At 38.4% G+C, this 16880-nt stretch carries 16 protein-coding genes; 6 read left to right on the top strand and 10 right to left on the bottom strand.

The features are described 5' to 3' along the window. Positions 1-72: 72 nt before the first annotated feature. Positions 73-1191 carry an o-succinylbenzoate synthase gene (menC, locus tag BN985_RS14640; RefSeq protein ID WP_042224338.1) on the top strand — a complete coding sequence of 373 codons (1119 nt, stop codon included), beginning with the start codon at positions 73-75 and terminating at the stop codon, positions 1189-1191. Positions 1192-1361: 170 nt separating this feature from the next. On the opposite strand, the gene BN985_RS14635 is transcribed toward menC, so the two are convergent. From BN985_RS14635 to BN985_RS14625, 3 genes are all read right to left on the bottom strand, one after another. After that, a complete protein-coding gene (locus tag BN985_RS14635) occupies positions 1362-2294 on the bottom strand; it encodes a manganese-dependent inorganic pyrophosphatase (protein ID WP_042224337.1) in 933 nt (310 codons plus the stop codon). Positions 2295-2362: 68 nt separating this feature from the next. Continuing rightward, the gene (locus BN985_RS14630; RefSeq protein ID WP_042224336.1) at positions 2363-2932 is read right to left on the bottom strand and encodes a hypothetical protein; all 570 of its coding nucleotides are present in this window, start codon (positions 2930-2932) and stop codon (positions 2363-2365) included. 16 nt (positions 2933-2948) lie between these two features. Further along, positions 2949-3509, bottom strand: coding sequence for a hypothetical protein (locus BN985_RS14625; protein ID WP_042224335.1), 561 nt, complete (start codon positions 3507-3509; stop codon positions 2949-2951). Positions 3510-3639: 130 nt separating this feature from the next. Between BN985_RS14625 and BN985_RS14620 the strand changes: the two genes are divergently transcribed. Beyond that, positions 3640-4092 carry a DinB family protein gene (locus BN985_RS14620; RefSeq protein WP_042224333.1) on the top strand — a complete coding sequence of 151 codons (453 nt, stop codon included), beginning with the start codon at positions 3640-3642 and terminating at the stop codon, positions 4090-4092. Then, entirely contained in the window at positions 4082-5218 is a 1137-nt protein-coding gene (locus BN985_RS14615; RefSeq protein ID WP_042224332.1) for an NAD(P)/FAD-dependent oxidoreductase, read from the top strand. Before BN985_RS14620 ends, BN985_RS14615 begins: the two co-directional genes overlap by 11 nt. Positions 5219-5468: 250 nt before the next feature. Here the strand turns inward: BN985_RS14615 and BN985_RS14610 are convergent, their stop codons facing one another. Together BN985_RS14610 and BN985_RS14605 are read right to left on the bottom strand one after the other, a co-directional pair. Continuing rightward, positions 5469-5885, bottom strand: a complete 417-nt coding sequence (locus BN985_RS14610; RefSeq protein WP_042224882.1) for a universal stress protein — start codon at positions 5883-5885, stop codon at positions 5469-5471. A 39-nt stretch (positions 5886-5924) separates the two neighbouring features. Beyond that, positions 5925-7385, bottom strand: a complete 1461-nt coding sequence (locus tag BN985_RS14605) for a SulP family inorganic anion transporter (protein WP_042224331.1) — start codon at positions 7383-7385, stop codon at positions 5925-5927. A gap of 258 nt (positions 7386-7643) precedes the next feature. Here BN985_RS14605 and BN985_RS19085 point away from each other — a divergent pair, with 258 nt between their 5' ends. Next, positions 7644-7814 carry a hypothetical protein gene (locus BN985_RS19085; protein WP_156960149.1) on the top strand — a complete coding sequence of 57 codons (171 nt, stop codon included), beginning with the start codon at positions 7644-7646 and terminating at the stop codon, positions 7812-7814. Between the two features lie 111 nt (positions 7815-7925). Here BN985_RS19085 and BN985_RS14600 read toward each other — a convergent pair whose 3' ends face one another. From BN985_RS14600 to BN985_RS14590, 3 genes are all read right to left on the bottom strand, one after another. Next, positions 7926-8606, bottom strand: coding sequence for a hypothetical protein (locus BN985_RS14600; RefSeq protein ID WP_042224330.1), 681 nt, complete (start codon positions 8604-8606; stop codon positions 7926-7928). A 184-nt stretch (positions 8607-8790) separates the two neighbouring features. Further along, positions 8791-9777, bottom strand: coding sequence for a cation diffusion facilitator family transporter (locus BN985_RS14595; RefSeq protein ID WP_042224328.1), 987 nt, complete (start codon positions 9775-9777; stop codon positions 8791-8793). Between the two features lie 23 nt (positions 9778-9800). Beyond that, the gene (locus BN985_RS14590) at positions 9801-10445 is read right to left on the bottom strand and encodes a YczE/YyaS/YitT family protein (protein ID WP_042224327.1); all 645 of its coding nucleotides are present in this window, start codon (positions 10443-10445) and stop codon (positions 9801-9803) included. 189 nt (positions 10446-10634) lie between these two features. On the opposite strand from BN985_RS14590, the gene BN985_RS14585 reads away from it, so the two are divergent. Beyond that, entirely contained in the window at positions 10635-11531 is an 897-nt protein-coding gene (locus tag BN985_RS14585) for a 3-hydroxyacyl-CoA dehydrogenase (protein WP_042224325.1), read from the top strand. A gap of 182 nt (positions 11532-11713) precedes the next feature. Here BN985_RS14585 and BN985_RS14580 read toward each other — a convergent pair whose 3' ends face one another. Both BN985_RS14580 and BN985_RS14575 read right to left on the bottom strand, forming a co-directional pair. After that, on the bottom strand, positions 11714-12904 hold the full coding sequence (locus BN985_RS14580) for a DUF4317 domain-containing protein (RefSeq protein ID WP_042224323.1): 1191 nt from the start codon (positions 12902-12904) through the stop codon (positions 11714-11716). Between the two features lie 122 nt (positions 12905-13026). Continuing rightward, on the bottom strand, positions 13027-14865 hold the full coding sequence (locus BN985_RS14575; RefSeq protein ID WP_042224322.1) for a M3 family oligoendopeptidase: 1839 nt from the start codon (positions 14863-14865) through the stop codon (positions 13027-13029). A gap of 237 nt (positions 14866-15102) precedes the next feature. Between BN985_RS14575 and BN985_RS14570 the strand changes: the two genes are divergently transcribed. Then, positions 15103-16851 carry a class I adenylate-forming enzyme family protein gene (locus BN985_RS14570; RefSeq protein WP_042224321.1) on the top strand — a complete coding sequence of 583 codons (1749 nt, stop codon included), beginning with the start codon at positions 15103-15105 and terminating at the stop codon, positions 16849-16851. Positions 16852-16880: the final 29 nt, after the last annotated feature.

Genomic DNA, 16880 nt, shown 5'->3' with positions numbered 1-16880 from the left:
CCCCTATGCTAAATTGGATTAAACTTTTTCAATTTCCGACAAAGGTGTACACTAAAAAAGGGAGGGATAATAATGACAATTCCAATACAACAAATCACCTTACACCATCTTCGCATGGAACTAAAAAACCCCTTTACGACAAGTTTCGGTACAGTTGCTAACAAAGACTTTTATATAACAGAAATCGTTGACGGAGAAGGACATCAAGGCTTTGGCGAATCTGTTGCTTTCACTGCACCATGGTATACAGAAGAAACATTTGCCACAACGGGTCATGTAATGAAGGATTTCTTAATCCCCATATTATTAGACAATCCTATAAAGCACCCTGATGACGTTTCTGAGCTTTTCACTCCCATAAAACGTAATAACATGGCGAAAGCTGCTTTAGAAGGGGCTGTTTGGGATCTGTATGCAAAGCGAGAAGACATTACTCTTGCTAGAGCTCTAGGTGGAACAAAAACAGAAATTGAAGCAGGAATTGCCATTGGTATGCAACCATCCATAGAACAATTACTACATAAAATCGAGAAGAGTCAAGAAACCGGATATAAGCGAGTCAAATTAAAAATTAAGCCAGGAAAAGACATTGATGTCCTGAGAACTGTACGGCATCACTATCCCGACTTACCTATCATGGTTGATGCGAATTCCGCTTACAGTCTGGAGGAAACGTCAAGATTACAAGAGTTGGATGCCTTTGAATTAATGATGATTGAGCAACCTTTAGCGCATGACGATATTGTAGATCATGCAAAGTTACAGGCTAAGATCAATACACCAATTTGCCTCGATGAGAGCATCCACTCTTTAGAAGATGCAAAAAAAGCTGTTGAGCTTGGAAGCTGTCATGTTATTAATATAAAGCCAGGGCGAGTCGGGGGCTTAACTGTTGCGAAGCAAATTCATGATTATTGTATAGATAATGATATCGCCGTCTGGTGTGGTGGCATGCTTGAAGCAGGGGTTGGCAGAGCACAAAACATTGCTCTTTCTGCTTTAAAAGGCTTTCAGTTTCCAGGAGATAACGCTGGATCTGCTAACTATTGGGAAAAAGACATAATTTCACCTGAGGTCGTAGCCCAGCAAGGGGTAATTTCCGTTCCTACAGATCCTGGTATTGGCCATGCAATTGATTCTGAAGCCTTTGTCCGTTTTAAAGTAAATGAAGAAAATTTCCTTAGAGAATAGTTTCGGTTAATGCTCGAGAGATACTTAGTAAATCGAAGCCCGTTTTCATAAGTTCAAAAATAGTACATGATCCAATCTAAAAAAGCTAATCCCAGGCATTACCTTGGATTAGCTTTTTCGGTGTAAGAAAAGATCTCTAACAGCGAGAATCTATGTTTTTCTTTATACAATTAGCTTGTAAATGCATCTGTTAAAGCTGTTACGATTTGTTTCTTACGTGATACAACACCTTTTAGTAAGGAGCGATTGTTATCACCAAGGGACACATCAAATGCTTTCTCAACTTTTTCTTTGCCACTACCTAATGCTAATACCTCAGAATCATTGTTAAGGATATCTGTTACCACAAATAGGAAGAGGTCTAAATCTTTATCTTTAATGATTTGGGCGATTTCAGTATCGATGTCATCCTGAAATGCATAAATCGCGTTTGTGTTTACAGCATTCACTTGAGCAATTTCTACTTTTGCATCACCCATGGCAAATTCCTTAGCATCCATTGTTAGTAATTCTGTTACAGATTTATCGCTTAAATCTGCTCCAGCTTGAAGCATTTCCAGTCCGTAAGTTTCTAAGTTCACACCAGCAAGACCTGCCAGCTCATACGCTGCATCCACGTCTTCTTTTGTACATGTCGGTGATTTTAATAAAAGAGAATCAGATACGATCGCGGAAACAAGTAGTCCAGCAATTTCTTTTGATACCGCAACACCATTTTCTTTATACATTTTATTTAGGATAGTTGCTGTGCATCCCACTGGTTCTGCACGGAAATATAATGGTTCTCTCGTTTCAAAATTAGCGATGCGGTGATGATCAATGACCTCAGCGATACGAACATCTTTAATGTTATCTACGCTTTGCTGGAATTCATTGTGGTCTACTAAAATAACTTCCTTTACATCCGTTCCTACTGTCTCAATTAATGCTGGTGCTTCTACACCAAAATAGTCAAGTGCAAACTGTGTTTCTTTACTAACTGTACCAAGTCTAGCAGGTTCTGCGTTCACCCCAAGCTTCTTTTTTAGGTCAGCATAAGCAAGAGCTGAACATATTGTGTCTGTATCTGGATTTTTATGCCCAAAGATTAATGTTTTTTCCATTTTCATTCTCCTTCTATTACGTTGTCCACCATAAGATTATCATATCTACTATATGGATGAATAGTGATTTACTGTTTTAGCGTTTCGGTTACCTTCCATATTTTATCAGAGCCATTATAGTGATTCAACGCTATATCCAGATCATGAAAATAACGATGCAACAGCCTTACTTGATCTGTATTCCCATTTTCGATTGAGTCCGCTGCAATCTCATGTATGGTGTTAAGATCAGTTTTTAACGCGTCACTTTGAACCGTATCTATCTGATCTTCTATTGTTTCAGTAATGATTTCTGCCATTTCAGCTTGTTCTTTCCAATTAAGACTATTAATATTCCCATAGCCTGTTTTATCATTATAAAAATCGTGGGTCTCTGCTATAAATTCACCAAGCTCAGAATGCTGAGCACCTACTGTTTCCTGAATTTCTTCAATTTCTTTTGCAGTCTCCGCATCGACTTCTTGACCCTCTGTTTCTTTTGCTTTTTGGGCATTTTCCAGGTTTTCAATATTCAAAACGTCTCGGACGTTAAACACATTAAAAAAAAGTATTAATGTAACAATGATAGCAATAGAAGAAATACTGATTAAACTCCACCCAAACCATCCTAGTTTTCTTTTGTTTTTATTTGTTTCCAAAACAGCTCATCCTTCTTTATTGTTGATGATACCAAGAGAGAATCTTGTTTCTTCTTTCTGTATCTTGTACTTCCGTTGCATTAAAACTACTTATGTCTACAACCTTAACTTCCGGATTCAGTGGTCCGCTCGTATCCTGAACCTTTACGACACAATTGCCTTCTATATTAGCAGGCCTTATTTCTAAGATTGCTTTACCAGAAAACAGCTCATAAATCTTTTCTTCATCTTCTCTAGTAATTTTCCAAACTGTGTTTATCTTCTCATTCCCGGTAATAACGGACTCTCGCTCTGAAGATAGTTTTGCTGCAGAATGAGTAGTCAATTTGATAGGTTCTTTAGTATAAATCTTATGCAACAATCGAATGACTTCTGCTACACCGATTAGAACAACTCCATTCATAACAGATGACCCGAAAACCATGAAAAAGGTACTCCATTCCATCGTAATAGTTCCACCTGGTTCAAGTCCGGAATACTCCTCATATCTAGCCATTCTCCAAGCATTTACCAACCCTGCTATGAGTACGATAATTCCTGCAATAAAAATAATTCTACTTATGATGATAGATCTCAATATTCTTGCCCCCTTCTCTAACTTAATTCTTTACTGGATACAAAATCCCTTCATTAAAATCAATATATTTTACTTTCGGACCTTTTATTTTTATAGTTATTAACAAATGATTCTTTGAGGAGGAATAAAAATGTCAAATCAATTTGACTTAACTCGTTCTGCTTTATTAAGCTTTATTGAAAATAACGATGAAAAAACGGCCGATGTACAGCCTGAATACTTTAACAATACAATCCGCTGGCATATTGGACATGTACTCGTAACACCAGAGGCACTATTATTCGGCTTCCCTAACCAATCTGAAAATGTACCAAAGTATTTTAGTGATCTGTTCAACACTGGTACAAAACCAGCAGATTGGCAGGATACACCACCTAGTCTTTCTGTACTTATTACACAGCTTGAACAACAACGTGCTCGTATGAAAGAACTGACCAATGACTTTCTTCAGCAAGATCTACCTTATACCTTACCGTTTGGTAACTTTAAAACTTTTGGAGATGTTTATGAGATGATTCTGCAGCATGAGAATGAACATCTTGGTAAAATGAAAGCAATGAAGCAAGTTGTCGATGCATTATAAAAATGAAGCAGGCTTTATTGTGATCGGTGGTGGCATACTTGGTGCCTCCACCGCTTTTCATCTTGCTAATAACGGGAAAGCTGTCACACTGGTTGACCGTAAGGATACAGGGCAAGCAACAGATGCTGCTGCAGGAATCGTTTGTCCTTGGCTTTCTCAAAGAAGAAATAAGGCGTGGTACAAGCTTGCTAAGGGTGGAGCAAAAATCTACCCAGAAATAATTGAAAAGTTGCGTGAGCTTGGAGAAACCGACACTGGATATGAGCGTGTCGGTGCAATAAGCTTGCATACGGAGGAAAAAAAGCTTACTGCAATGAAGGAAAGGGCATTGAAAAGACGTGAAGATGCTCCGGAAATGGGCGAGATTACGATGTTAAGCGAAGAAGAAACAAGACAGTACTTTCCTCTGATTGGTGAAGGTTACAGTGCGGTACATGTTAGCGGTGCTGCCCGGGTTGATGGACGTAAGTTACGTGATGCCTTAATCAGGGGGGCAGAAAAGCTTGGAGCACAAATAGTGAATGGTGATGCCAGCCTCGTTACGGAAGGTGGTACAGTAACCGGTGTTCGCATTGATCATGAAATATTTGAAGCTGATACTGTGATCGCTACAACAGGTGCCTGGATGGGAGAACTTTTTAAGCCATTAGGTATAGGATTTGATGTACAACCACAGCGTGCTCAACTCATGCACCTGAAGCTCGAGGGCCATGATACAGCAAAATGGCCTGTTGTCATCCCACCAACCAACCAGTACATGCTTGCTTTCGATGATCAGCGGCTCGTGATTGGAGCAACACATGAAGATGAGACCGGATTTGATGCTAGGATTACTGCAGGCGGATTATATGAAGTGCTTAGTAAAGCATTGCAGGTGTCCCCTCAACTGGCACATGCGACTGTTCTGGAAACAAGAGTAGGATTTCGCCCTGTAACACCTGGATTCTTACCCGTAGTTGGGAGTGTACCAGGCGTTTCGGGACTCTTCGTAGCAAACGGACTTGGCGCCTCTGGCCTAACAATGGGACCTTACATAGGTGCACAATTATCCAAGTTGGCTCAAGGATTGGAGTCGGAAATTGATCCTGCTAATTATCCAGTGGGTGAGGCAATAAGATTTTTATAAGCTATAAGCTTTGATGGCGCGTCTCCTTTTTTGGAGGCGCGCTTTTTATGATGGTGGTTGTTAGTCTCTTGTCAGTTTGTGATGCCGTCTTGTCAGTTTGAGGTGCTCTCTTGTCTCTTGGCCGGAATCTCTTGTCTCTTCACGACGCTCTCGTGTCATTCTACCTCGTACTAGCACCTCGCCGCCACTTAGAGTAAAAAAAGGCTGCCAATTCGGCAGCCTTTTCCTATATCATTTGTTATCTACTATTCTATTTTACGATTAATACTGGACAATTCACGCGTTTCGCCACTTTGTGGCTTACACTACCTAAGATAAAGGTCTGCAGGTTGTTCAGCCCCCTACTTCCTAGTACAACGCCATCAATTTCATTATTGTTAGCATAGTTGACTATAGTAGGGCCTGCTTCACCATGCAAAATCTTTATCTCGTATTTAATATCGGTTTTATTCAATAATTCCTTAACTGCCTTAAGTTTATCATTACGCATTTTTTCCAAGGCAAATTTATCTGTTGCGTGTAATACATCAGTCTTAGCAGTATTACTATCCACAACATACACAACATTAATTACTCCATTAAACTTTTCAGCAAGCTGTATAGCATAATTCGCCGAGCGGAGCGAATGGGCTGACCCATCTACCGCTAACAATAACTTTTTAAACAACATACTCACCTCTATACATTCTAATCAAAGCAATGGTGATTAATGTCCTGATGCCTTAGATAAACCGCCAATCCGTTGCACAAGATTTTTACTCGCTTCATTTAACCCGGTAAATTCTACCTTAATGTGATGCTGCTCGAACTTAGCTTGAATTTTATCAAGTGCGCCCACCGCTGAATCATCCCATAAGTGTGCACGACTTAGATCTATTTCTACTTCCTTAACAGTATCAGCAAAAACAAACTTTGCTGTAAAGTCACTTACAGAAGCGAAAAACAACTGACCTTCAATACGATAGACTCGTTTTTGTTCTCGCATCATTAACTCATCTGTAACCTTTACCTTGGAGATTTTAGCAGCAAAGAAAATAGCACTTAATAATACACCTGCAAGCACACCTTTTGATAAGTCATGAGTGTATAAAACAACAGCTACTGTGGTGAGCATAACAACGGCATCTGTTCTTGGTAGTCTGTGTAAGTTTCGAACAGAGGACCAATCGAATGTACCAATGGATACCATAATCATAACACCAGCTAGAGCAGCCATTGGAATTTGAACAACAAGTCCGCCTAGTACAATAATCAGAAACATTAAGAACGACCCAGCAACAAGTGCAGATAAACGTCCTCTACCACCTGACTTCACATTGATGACAGATTGACCAATCATTGCACAACCAGCCATTCCTCCAAAGAAGCCTGCAACGATATTGGCAATCCCTTGTCCGCGACTTTCTTTGTTCTTATTACTCTCTGTATCTGTCATATCATCTACGATATTAGCAGTTAACAAGGATTCTAGTAATCCTACGATAGCTAGAGCCAGGGAGTAAGGGAAAATAATCATCAACGTTTCAAAAGTAAACGGTATAGAAGGAATCAAGAAGATAGGCAATTGCTGTTTCAATGCACCCATATCCCCGACTGTTCCTATGTCTATTTTACCGAAAATCACAATCATTGTAACTACCACAATCGCAACTAAAGCAGATGGTACTGCCTTTGTAACCCTTGGTAAAAGATATATAATTGCCAAGGTAAGACCAACAAGTGCATACATGATCCAACTTTCCCCTTGGAAATGTGGAATTTGCGCTGTAAATATTAGAATGGCCAGCGAGTTAACGAACCCTACCATCACCGAACGTGGTACGAATTTCATTGCTCTTGCTAGTTTAAAAATGCCAAAAATGATTTGGATGATACCTGTAAGAATCGTTGCTGCAAACAAATACTGCAACCCATGATCCGCAACGAGATTTACCATGAGTAATGCCATCGCTCCTGTTGCCGCAGAGATCATACCCGGTCTCCCTCCGACAAAAGCAATTACAACTGCAATACAAAAAGATGCATATAATCCAATCATTGGATCAACACCCGCTATGATCGAAAAGGCTATTGCTTCTGGTATCAATGCCAGCGCAACTACCAAACCTGCCAGGACATCCCCTTTTACATTGCCAAACCATTCATTCTTCAATTGTTCTACTTTCAACTATTCAACCTCTTTTCCTTTATATTCAAGCCAACTTATGGCATGTTCCGTAGATAACTTAGAAATCATACCATAATTAATTACATTTCACAAAACACAAAGAAAGCGAAAACATAATGTGTTTACGCCTTTTTTTGTTGATTTTCTTCTATTTTCTCTCTTTCTTAATAGAGCCCATTCTCTATAAAAATGATGGCTTTATTTACATCTAAAATCAAGGTATACTTACATGTGAAATGAGAGAAAGAAGGTGAAGAAATGAAAGGAAGAATTGCAGTCTTTGTTATTATCTTAGTTACCATTATTGCCATGTTCCTATGTTGGCTATGGCTTCAGAACGTTATCGAGGATTATAATCTAGAAAGAGCGCTTGAGGGGACAAATGTTGAGGTTTACGAGCACAATCCAGCTGACTCCCAGTTATCATAAATGTTTTGCCATGGTGAACTCTTAATATTGGGATGAATTTAATTCTAATATGGCCGGAGGCGAGGCTTTCTATATGAGGCTTCCGATGTTCTATCATATGAGCATCTTTTATCATAGCTTCTCTTCCATCGTTTGCATTACGATACGGAGCAAAGCGGGATACGACGGAGCTGTAACAACAAAATCTAGATTGGATTTGTGCATCTCTACAAATTGCTGCAACCTTGCCATAATCTCTGGCGCTATTGTTATCGGAAGAAGAAAGAGCCTGCCTTGAGTTGTATAGACATTATTTCCAACGGGTAACAGCATTCCGCTTATGATCTCACCCATTTTAGGAGTTTGGAATATTTCATTAAAAATAAACACCCTTTTCCTCCTTTTTAAAAACACGTCTTGAACATGGAACAACCGTTTATGCTGACTATCTATCTTGACTACACGGTAAAACCCTGGTACTACACTCAGCCAGCTATCCAAGTGATCCCGTACTACCTTGTTTGTCTTTTGCCACTTTTCATTATGTACCTCTAAATAATCCTGGTAGATGGTCTTACGATGATGAGCTTGCGGATAGCAAAATAGCAGCCACCATATTATTTGGGGAAAGGCTTGATCAAATAATACTTCAGGAACATGCATTTGTTCGAATAGCTTTTCGGTTTCTTTCCGCAATAACTGATCATACTTATCAATGGAAAAAAAGAACAAATCGTCCAAGATAAACAGCAGATCTTGTGTAGACCGCTGCGTATCATGTAATTCATCTAAACTACTGTCTTTATTCAGCATCAGGCAACCTCCTTCATGAATTCACCCTATCTTATCACGAAAAAAGCTACGAATCAGCTTGGTATAATTACGTTTCCACTTCTAATACCCCCATGAAAATAACTGTTTCCATAAACGAAAAGTCTGTTATTCCCCCCTAATGAATACTAGAAATGTGATTATAAGTAATTGTTACTCGTTTTTCCTATTCATCGGTTTTAGGGGTATTACTCTGTTGGGCTTTATCTTTCCAGCTTATTTCATCATCGTCTTCTATAATACCTAATAGTACATCTGCTACTTCTGATTGGCGTAAAAGCATGTCAGACAGCTGAAACTTAATATCATCCGCTTCTGCAAGGCTAAGTCCTTTTTCAAGTTCAACTGTTCCCTCCACATGATAAAGTCGACCTTCCTGTACAATTCGTATTCGATGGATATCTACCACGTTTTCATGCTCTAAAAGTATATTTGTTAGTTTAGTTTGAACCTCTGCGGGTGCGGATACGCCGATTAATCCAATCATATTATCATAGCCCACTCTGAAAGCGACAAACAGCATTAAACAGCCAATTAACATGGAAATTAAACCATCTGCTTGCAAAATTCCAAAAAACTGTGATAGCACAATACCAACCATTGCTAGGAGTGCACCTGATGTTGCAACAAGATCTTCATAAAAAACGAGTCGTGTAGCGGGGGATGCTTTTCTAACATTTTTAAATGCTCCAGTTACTATACTGCTTGATTCTTCTGCTTTACTTTCACTTCTAATTTCACGCATTGCTTTTACAAGAATTAATCCATCAATGATCAATGAAGCCAGTAATACGATAAAATTTAACAGTAATCCACCTGTTTCTTCAGGGTCTTGAAATAAGTGCCAGCCCTTTAATATTGTCTCATAGGCCATCACGGTAACTACAATGACCGCAACCATACAAAAGATATTAATGACTCTTCCAAAACCTAACGGGAATCGCTTGGATGGAGGAAACTCAGCCAGTACACTGCCAAAAAACACGAAGCCCTGATTAACAGCATCTGCGAGAGAATGCATAGATGAGGCAAACACAGATCCATTCCCACTAAGTGCTGCCGCGATACCTTTTATACCTGCTAAAAAGGCGTTTCCCAGTGCCGCGATACCTGAAGATGTATTACCTTTACGTACCTTTTCTAAGATACTCATTTAACTTCCATCCCTTTCCAGATTTATGCCCCCCTTTTATGAAGAGCTTTCTCTTCTATTGCAGTTTCCATCTTATTTAAATAGCCACCAAGTAGCTTATACGTATATTGGAAGATCGGACTTTGAATAAAGGTAAAGATAAAAGTAAAGAGAAAAACAGGTCCACCAAGGAACAGACCAATGAGTAATACAATACATTCTGTAATAATTCTAACTTTCCCTATGGAAGCGCCGAGTTTATCAGAAATCGAGAGCATAAACCCATCTCTTGGGCCAGACCCTACTTGAGCTGAATTGTAGACTCCCCCACCAATTCCCATTAGTATAATTCCTGAAATAATCACGAGTACATCCAGCCAGCTTTCAGTAGCATGTGGTAAAAAATCTAGAAATAAAAAAAAGTCAACAAACACACCAACAAGGATGCCATTTAAAAACGTACCTAGTCGTATATAACTTTTATCCAAAATAAATGAGACAATAATTAGCATAACTGAAATAATAATAGTCCAAGATCCGATTGATAACCCTAGCTTTTCATAAAGTGCCACATTTAATACGTCCCATGGATGGATTCCCAAATGTTGCATATTAATCGCTATACTGATGCCTATGCTAAATACAATTAAACCGAAGAAAAATACACCCCAGCGGATAGTTTTTATCATAAAATCCCTTCTCTCTTGCAAAATTGAAAAATCGTCTTCTACTTGTAAGAAATCTAAAACTCCAATTTAGTTTATCATTTTCCACCACTGTGTAGATAGTTATTAAAGCATGAGAAGCAAAATCCTTCCTGTTTTGTCACGGTTTATGTCATACTATTTGGTGAGTAGAATAGGAAAGAAGGAATAAATATGAATTTTTCAACTATTACAATTGCAGGAAGCGGTGTATTAGGTAGTCAGATTGCCTACCAATCAGCGTTTAAAGGATTCGATGTTACGGTATATGATATTAACGATGAAGCTCTAGAGAAAGCGAAAGAGAGAATTGAAAAACTAAAAGGACGCTATCAAGAGGATCTCGGAGCTTCAGAGCAAGCTGTCCAAGATGCGTACAGTCGTCTCACGTTTCAGTCTGATCTATCGAAAGCAGTTCAAGGTGCAGACCTTGTTATTGAAGCAATTCCAGAAGTTGTAAAGATCAAAACAGAATTTTATAATGAGCTAGGAAAAGTAGCTCCCGAAAAAACTGTATTTGCAACAAACTCTTCAACCTTACTACCAAGCCAATTTGCAGAGGCAACTGGACGTCCAGAGAAGTTTCTTGCCTTGCACTTTGCCAATGAAATTTGGATAAACAACACAGCTGAGATTATGAAGCACCCTGGTACTGACAATAATGTGTTTGAAGAAGTAAGTCAGTTTGCAGAAGCAATTGGAATGGTTGCACTACCATTACACAAGGAGCAACCAGGTTATATTCTTAACTCTCTATTGGTTCCATTATTAAACTCCGCAGAACTACTTCTTTCCAAAGAAGTAGCAGATGTTGAAACAATTGATAAAACTTGGATGATTGGTACTGGCGCTCCGAAAGGACCTTTTGCCATGCTAGATGTGGTCGGAATTACGACTGCTTATAACATTGTAAATGCAAAAGCCGTAGCGACCGGAAATGAAGAGTTTAAAAAGCTGGCTAACCTGCTCAAAACCGAGTATATCGACAAAGGTAAACTTGGTACTGCAACTGGAGAAGGATTCTACAAGTATCCCAACCCAAGCTTTGAAGACCCTGATTTCTTAAAATAAACTAAAGACGCCTGTTATGTGAGTATCACGTAATAGGCGCTTTTTTATTTTCTGCTAAGATATGTTTGCTACGGAAGTTGGATGAAAATAGCATAAAAAAAATCAGAACTATTTGCTATAGTTCTGATTTTTTATGTTCTCATATATTTTCACTAAAAAAAGGAAAGTGATTTCTTTAAAAGTTATTCTTCCTCTACTTTTGCTTTTTGAACTAATGCTTCAGGGATCATTTCAAATCCCTCAATCATTGTGTTTTCTTCTAATTCAATCATGAGGCTGAGCTTTCCGTCAAAATGAATTTGCTTCACAAACCGTAAGTCTTCTGGGCTTACTTTAATGTCTGCCACTTTTGTCTTAATCTTAATTGATTTTTTATTGTATTTTGGAATGATGCTACTTGCTTTCAACTCATATTTTTCATCATCAATAACGGTCTTAAATGCAGATTCTACCTTTTCTGTATCCACGTCCTCTACCCCGCTGCTTTTTAGGACACTTTCCACATCTTTATAATCCAATCTTGGTACATCATCTTCCTCATGCTCTTCAATCGCCCGATGAATTTCATCATATACATTGGACAGTGTGGATGTACTGATTTGGTCGCCTGTAATCTTCTTCACAATTTCCTCGAATACTACCTTATCATCTTCTGCAGTCATCGTCTCTTCAGCATTGAGCACTTCTTCAATAAAATGGTAATTCAGTTCATATGCTTTTCCAGCAGAGTAAAGAACATGGTTTACATCTGCAGCGTTCTCTGTAAAAGTTGGGAATAAAAACCCTGAGATAGGAGCCTTAAGATTTATTACTGGGTCAACCACAAAATTATACTTGAATTCTTTTTCTACATAATCAAACAGCAACTCTTTTTTAGGATCCTGTGTTTTATTCATACTACATAAAATAAACTTATTAGAATATACCGCGTCACGCGAGCTTTCTTCTGCATCTTCATTGCTTCGTTTCATCGGCTTCATATATTCACCCTGAATAAACGTAACCACAATATCCATTTCATATTGCTTATCCTTTAACATTTTTTCCACGAGGCGCAGCATTTGGCCTTTCCATTCTTCTGTATCATTACTCAATATTCCTTGATGCAAGATAAGCTGACTACTATCTTCTACATCACGTTGAAATTTCAATTCAAATAATTTCTCATCAAGCTGTCCTGTTAGCACTTTTTTAAAGTTGGCCATAAATAGATCTTTTTGTTCCTCTTCAAGTAAGTCGAAGGGCACACTTTGATGGTGATAGATTTCACTCGATTCTTTCATAATATATACGTTAAAGATATCGTTTATTTTCAACAAATCGTTATTTATTTTAAACTGCTTCCGAATATTTGCAATGTCTTTTTTGTTCAACTTCATTCCACTCCTAAATTGGACTACGAATATATATTCTTCGTTTATCCATTCTATCATTTTCCATTTAGGTTATATAGATAAATATTTTATAATGAAAGTTGAAAAATATCTGTACAATGTTAATTGTGTGTATTAAAAGAAGAGGTTTCTTCGGTCACCATTGTACTATCGGCTAATTCTATGAATTCCTTCACATCGTTCATACAAAGGTCCATCCCTTTTTCCCAAAATGACTCGGAAGTAATATCTTCTCCGAGATGTTTCATCACTAGTTCTTCCGTGGACATACTTCCGGAATCGCGAAGGAACGAAAGATAATCTTTCTCGAAACCTCTTCCTTTTTCTTTTGCCTTTGCATAAATACTCAAGGAAAGTAGGTAACCAAATGTATATGGGAAGTTATAAAATGGAGACTTCGTAATATAGAAATGTGGCGTCCAAACCCACGAGTGAACAGGTATATGACCAAGTGAGCCATTATATCCTATATCCATAGACTCCTTCATTAATGTATTCAAACGAGTTGCTGTAACAAACCCCTGCTTTCTTTCCTCATAAAATTTCTTTTCAAATAGGAACCTTGCATTTATATTCATAAAGTTCATTACACTTCTCTTTAATTTTTCATCTAATAAGAGCAGTTTATCTTTATTCGTAGTTGCCTGATCTATTGCTGCATCTAAAACGATCATCTCCAAAAAAGTAGAAGCTGTTTCTGCGAGACTCATAGGATACTGCTTGTTAATACTATCAACATCCTCCATAGCATAATTATGAAAGGCATGCCCAAGTTCATGTGTAAGAGTTAGCAAGTCCTTTATCGTCCCTGAATATGTCATGTAAACTCTGGATTCACCTGTTTGCGGGAAACCTGTACAGAATGGAACTGCTGATTTATTTGGACGATTTTCTGATTCCACCCACCCCTTTTCAAATGCATTAGAAATGAAGCTTGCTAATTCTGGACCGAATTGGCTTAGATGACTTGTCACAAATTTCACAGCTTCGTCGTAGTCAATATGTTGTTCACTTTTCGTAATGGGAGCCCAGAAATGATAGGAGTTGAGTTTTGCATCCCCTAAAATTCCAGCCTTTCCATTTAGATATTTAATAAATACGTTTTTATGTTTATCCACAGCTCCCCACATCACATCTAGCGTCTCTGATTTTATTCTGTTATTAAACAAGGGCTCTTCGAGAATATTTTCAACACCTTTGGTTTTATACACTTGTAAACGGAAACCAGCAATGTGATTTAGAATTTGTGCAAACAGTCCCTCTTTTTCTTTCCAAACATTTTCTAATGCCTCATGAGAAGCTTTGCGTACTTCAGCATTTGGATCTGCCCTTAAATTTATAGCCTGCCCAACAGATAATGTATTTTCCTTTCCACTAATTGATACCTTAACTTTTATGCCGCTCATTAGTGTTTTATAAAACGAATACCAAGCGTGATAACCATCTATCATTAGATCAGATATTAGCCGCTCTTCACTTTCAGATAGTTGTAACCTACCTTTTTGTCGCCATTCATTTAATATGTATTTATAATTACTTAATATCTCTGTATCTAGCATTTCATTCCATAACTTCTCTTCTATTTGTTGAAGGAGTTGCTGTGTTCTTTTTACACTTGTTTCAAAATTAGCATTAAGATAACCTACTTTATCATCCAGTGTAGGGGCTTTTTGATCTTTTGGATTTTGTGCCAATAGGCATACGACAAAAGATTTGGCTTGTAATACGTTCATTTCAATTTCACTAATCAATTTTATTAACTCTGCTACCTCTTCTGCTTCAGCAATACTTTTTGGACTTACAATACTACCAATTTTACTGTTAAAATCTTTAATCTTAATCTCTGTACTTCTTAAATGTTCAACAAATTGTGGTGATTCACTCCCGCCCGGAAATATGGAGTCTAAGTCCCATACTTCACGATAAACACCATTATTCATCTTTCTCCCTCCATCCACCTATATTCCCAACTTTAATCCGTCGCGAATAATTCAAATAATTCTATATTCTCATCTTACATGAAACCGTCACCAAATAACATACTATTTGAGCGTTGTGTGCTAATAGAGCATCCAAATATTTTCCTTTTTCCCTCAAAAGTTTTGAAGGTTATATTTGAAAGTTCTATAATGAAGATTAGGTTCGAAATATTTGTACATATCAAGGAGGAACAGTTTATGCCAACAAAAGACAATGCTACTGAATCTACTATCACAGAAGACATTTCTGCAAGACGGGCAGCACTTGATGCGAAATTAAACAATTGGCCTCGTAATACGATTGCCACACATTTTTATCAAGCTTGTTCTACATATCCTGAAAGATTGTATATTCAAACAGATAACGATTCGATCACTTACAAAGAAACCTGGGAATCTGCTACGAACTATGCGAAAGCCATGATCAATCTTGGGGTAAGATGCCGAGATCATGTTGCTGTTCTCATGGAAAATGATGTCGTGTATCCTGCTCTCATGATTGCATGTTCGATGGTAGGAGCTGTGTTTATCCCGATAAATACTATGTTAAGCAAGAATGAATTGAAATACATACTTACGCAATCTGATGCACGCTATTTAATCATGCATCAAGCGACGAAAAATAATCCCCTTGCTGGCTCTATAACCGCTTTACTAAATGAAGGGTATTTTAAAGAAGAGACGCAGCTTCAAGAGGTCGTTTGTATACCGAATCATAATGAGTCCGTAGACGAGCGCCTTTTTCTATGGGAGGAATTTTGTAAAAAAGCAGAATTAACAACAGATGAGGAATGGAAAGAAAGATGGAATGCATCCCGTTATCCCGATGAAGTAGGAGCAATCATTTATACATCTGGTTCTACTGGTACACCTAAAGGGGTTATGCTCACAGATGACATGTTACTCAGATCTTCCTATAGCACCTGTATGAGCAGAGCAATTGAGGATGGACGTGTTACGTTTGCCCCACTTCCATTTTATCATTGCTATAACCTGATTGAAGGCATCTTTGCCATGTCCTTTGTTGGTGGCTTATTAGTGGCACCGCGTTCCTTTTCGCCACTGTCTGCTATGGAAATGATAGAGAAATATAGAGCAAATGACTTCCTACTTGTTCCAACAATGCTTGTACCATTTTTGAACCACCCGAAGCTTACGGAATATGATCTGTCCAGTCTTAATGCTATGTGGTGTGGTGCTGCACCTGCTCCTATTCCAGTATGGAAAAAGGCAATTGAATTACTTGGTCTGACAGAAATTATTACTGGCTATGGACAGTCAGAAGTAGCCTCTTCTGGTGTAACGACAGAGCTTGGTATCTCTCTTGAAACACTCACAACAAGAGTCGGTCGACCGAAGCTTGGTGGTGTGAGTGGCCTTCCAGAATTCAACGGCAGCAATGTAGAGTACAAAACAGTAGATATCGACACGAGAGAAACACTACCTTATGGAAGTGTTGGAGAACTTGCAGTACGTGGTGCGACAGTTAGTCACGGTTACTATAAAAAGCCGGAAGAAACCGCAAAAGTTATCGATAAAGACGGCTGGTTACTAACAGGTGATGTAGGTCGTCTAGATGAGAATGGTTATATTGAGCTAATTGGACGAACGAAGGATATATACAAAGTATCGGGTGAGTTAGTTTCCCCTCGTGAAGTGGAAGAGGCCATCTCTAAGCACCCAATGGTCAACCAGGTCGCTGTTATTGGTGTACCAGATTCTTTAACAACCGAAGCTGGTGCGGCGTTTATTGAATTAAAAACCGGTGAAGCATGTAAGCGAAAAGATATTTTGAGCTGGTGTTCTGATTATCTCGCTCGGTTCAAGGTTCCTCGCCATATCTGGTTTATAGAATCATCAGATTGGCCCTTAACGAGTACCGGGAAGGTGCAAAAATTTCGGTTAAAAGAAATTGCCGAAGATAAATTGTCGACAAGAAAAAAATAATTTCTAGAGTTCAAAATTAGGGAGATGCA

It is taken from the genome of Oceanobacillus manasiensis (genome assembly GCF_000724085.1).
Lineage (GTDB): Bacteria > Bacillota > Bacilli > Bacillales > Amphibacillaceae > Oceanobacillus_B > Oceanobacillus_B manasiensis.
Note: the sequence above shows the minus strand (reverse complement) of the source record. Positions and strands in the feature narration are given on the sequence as shown.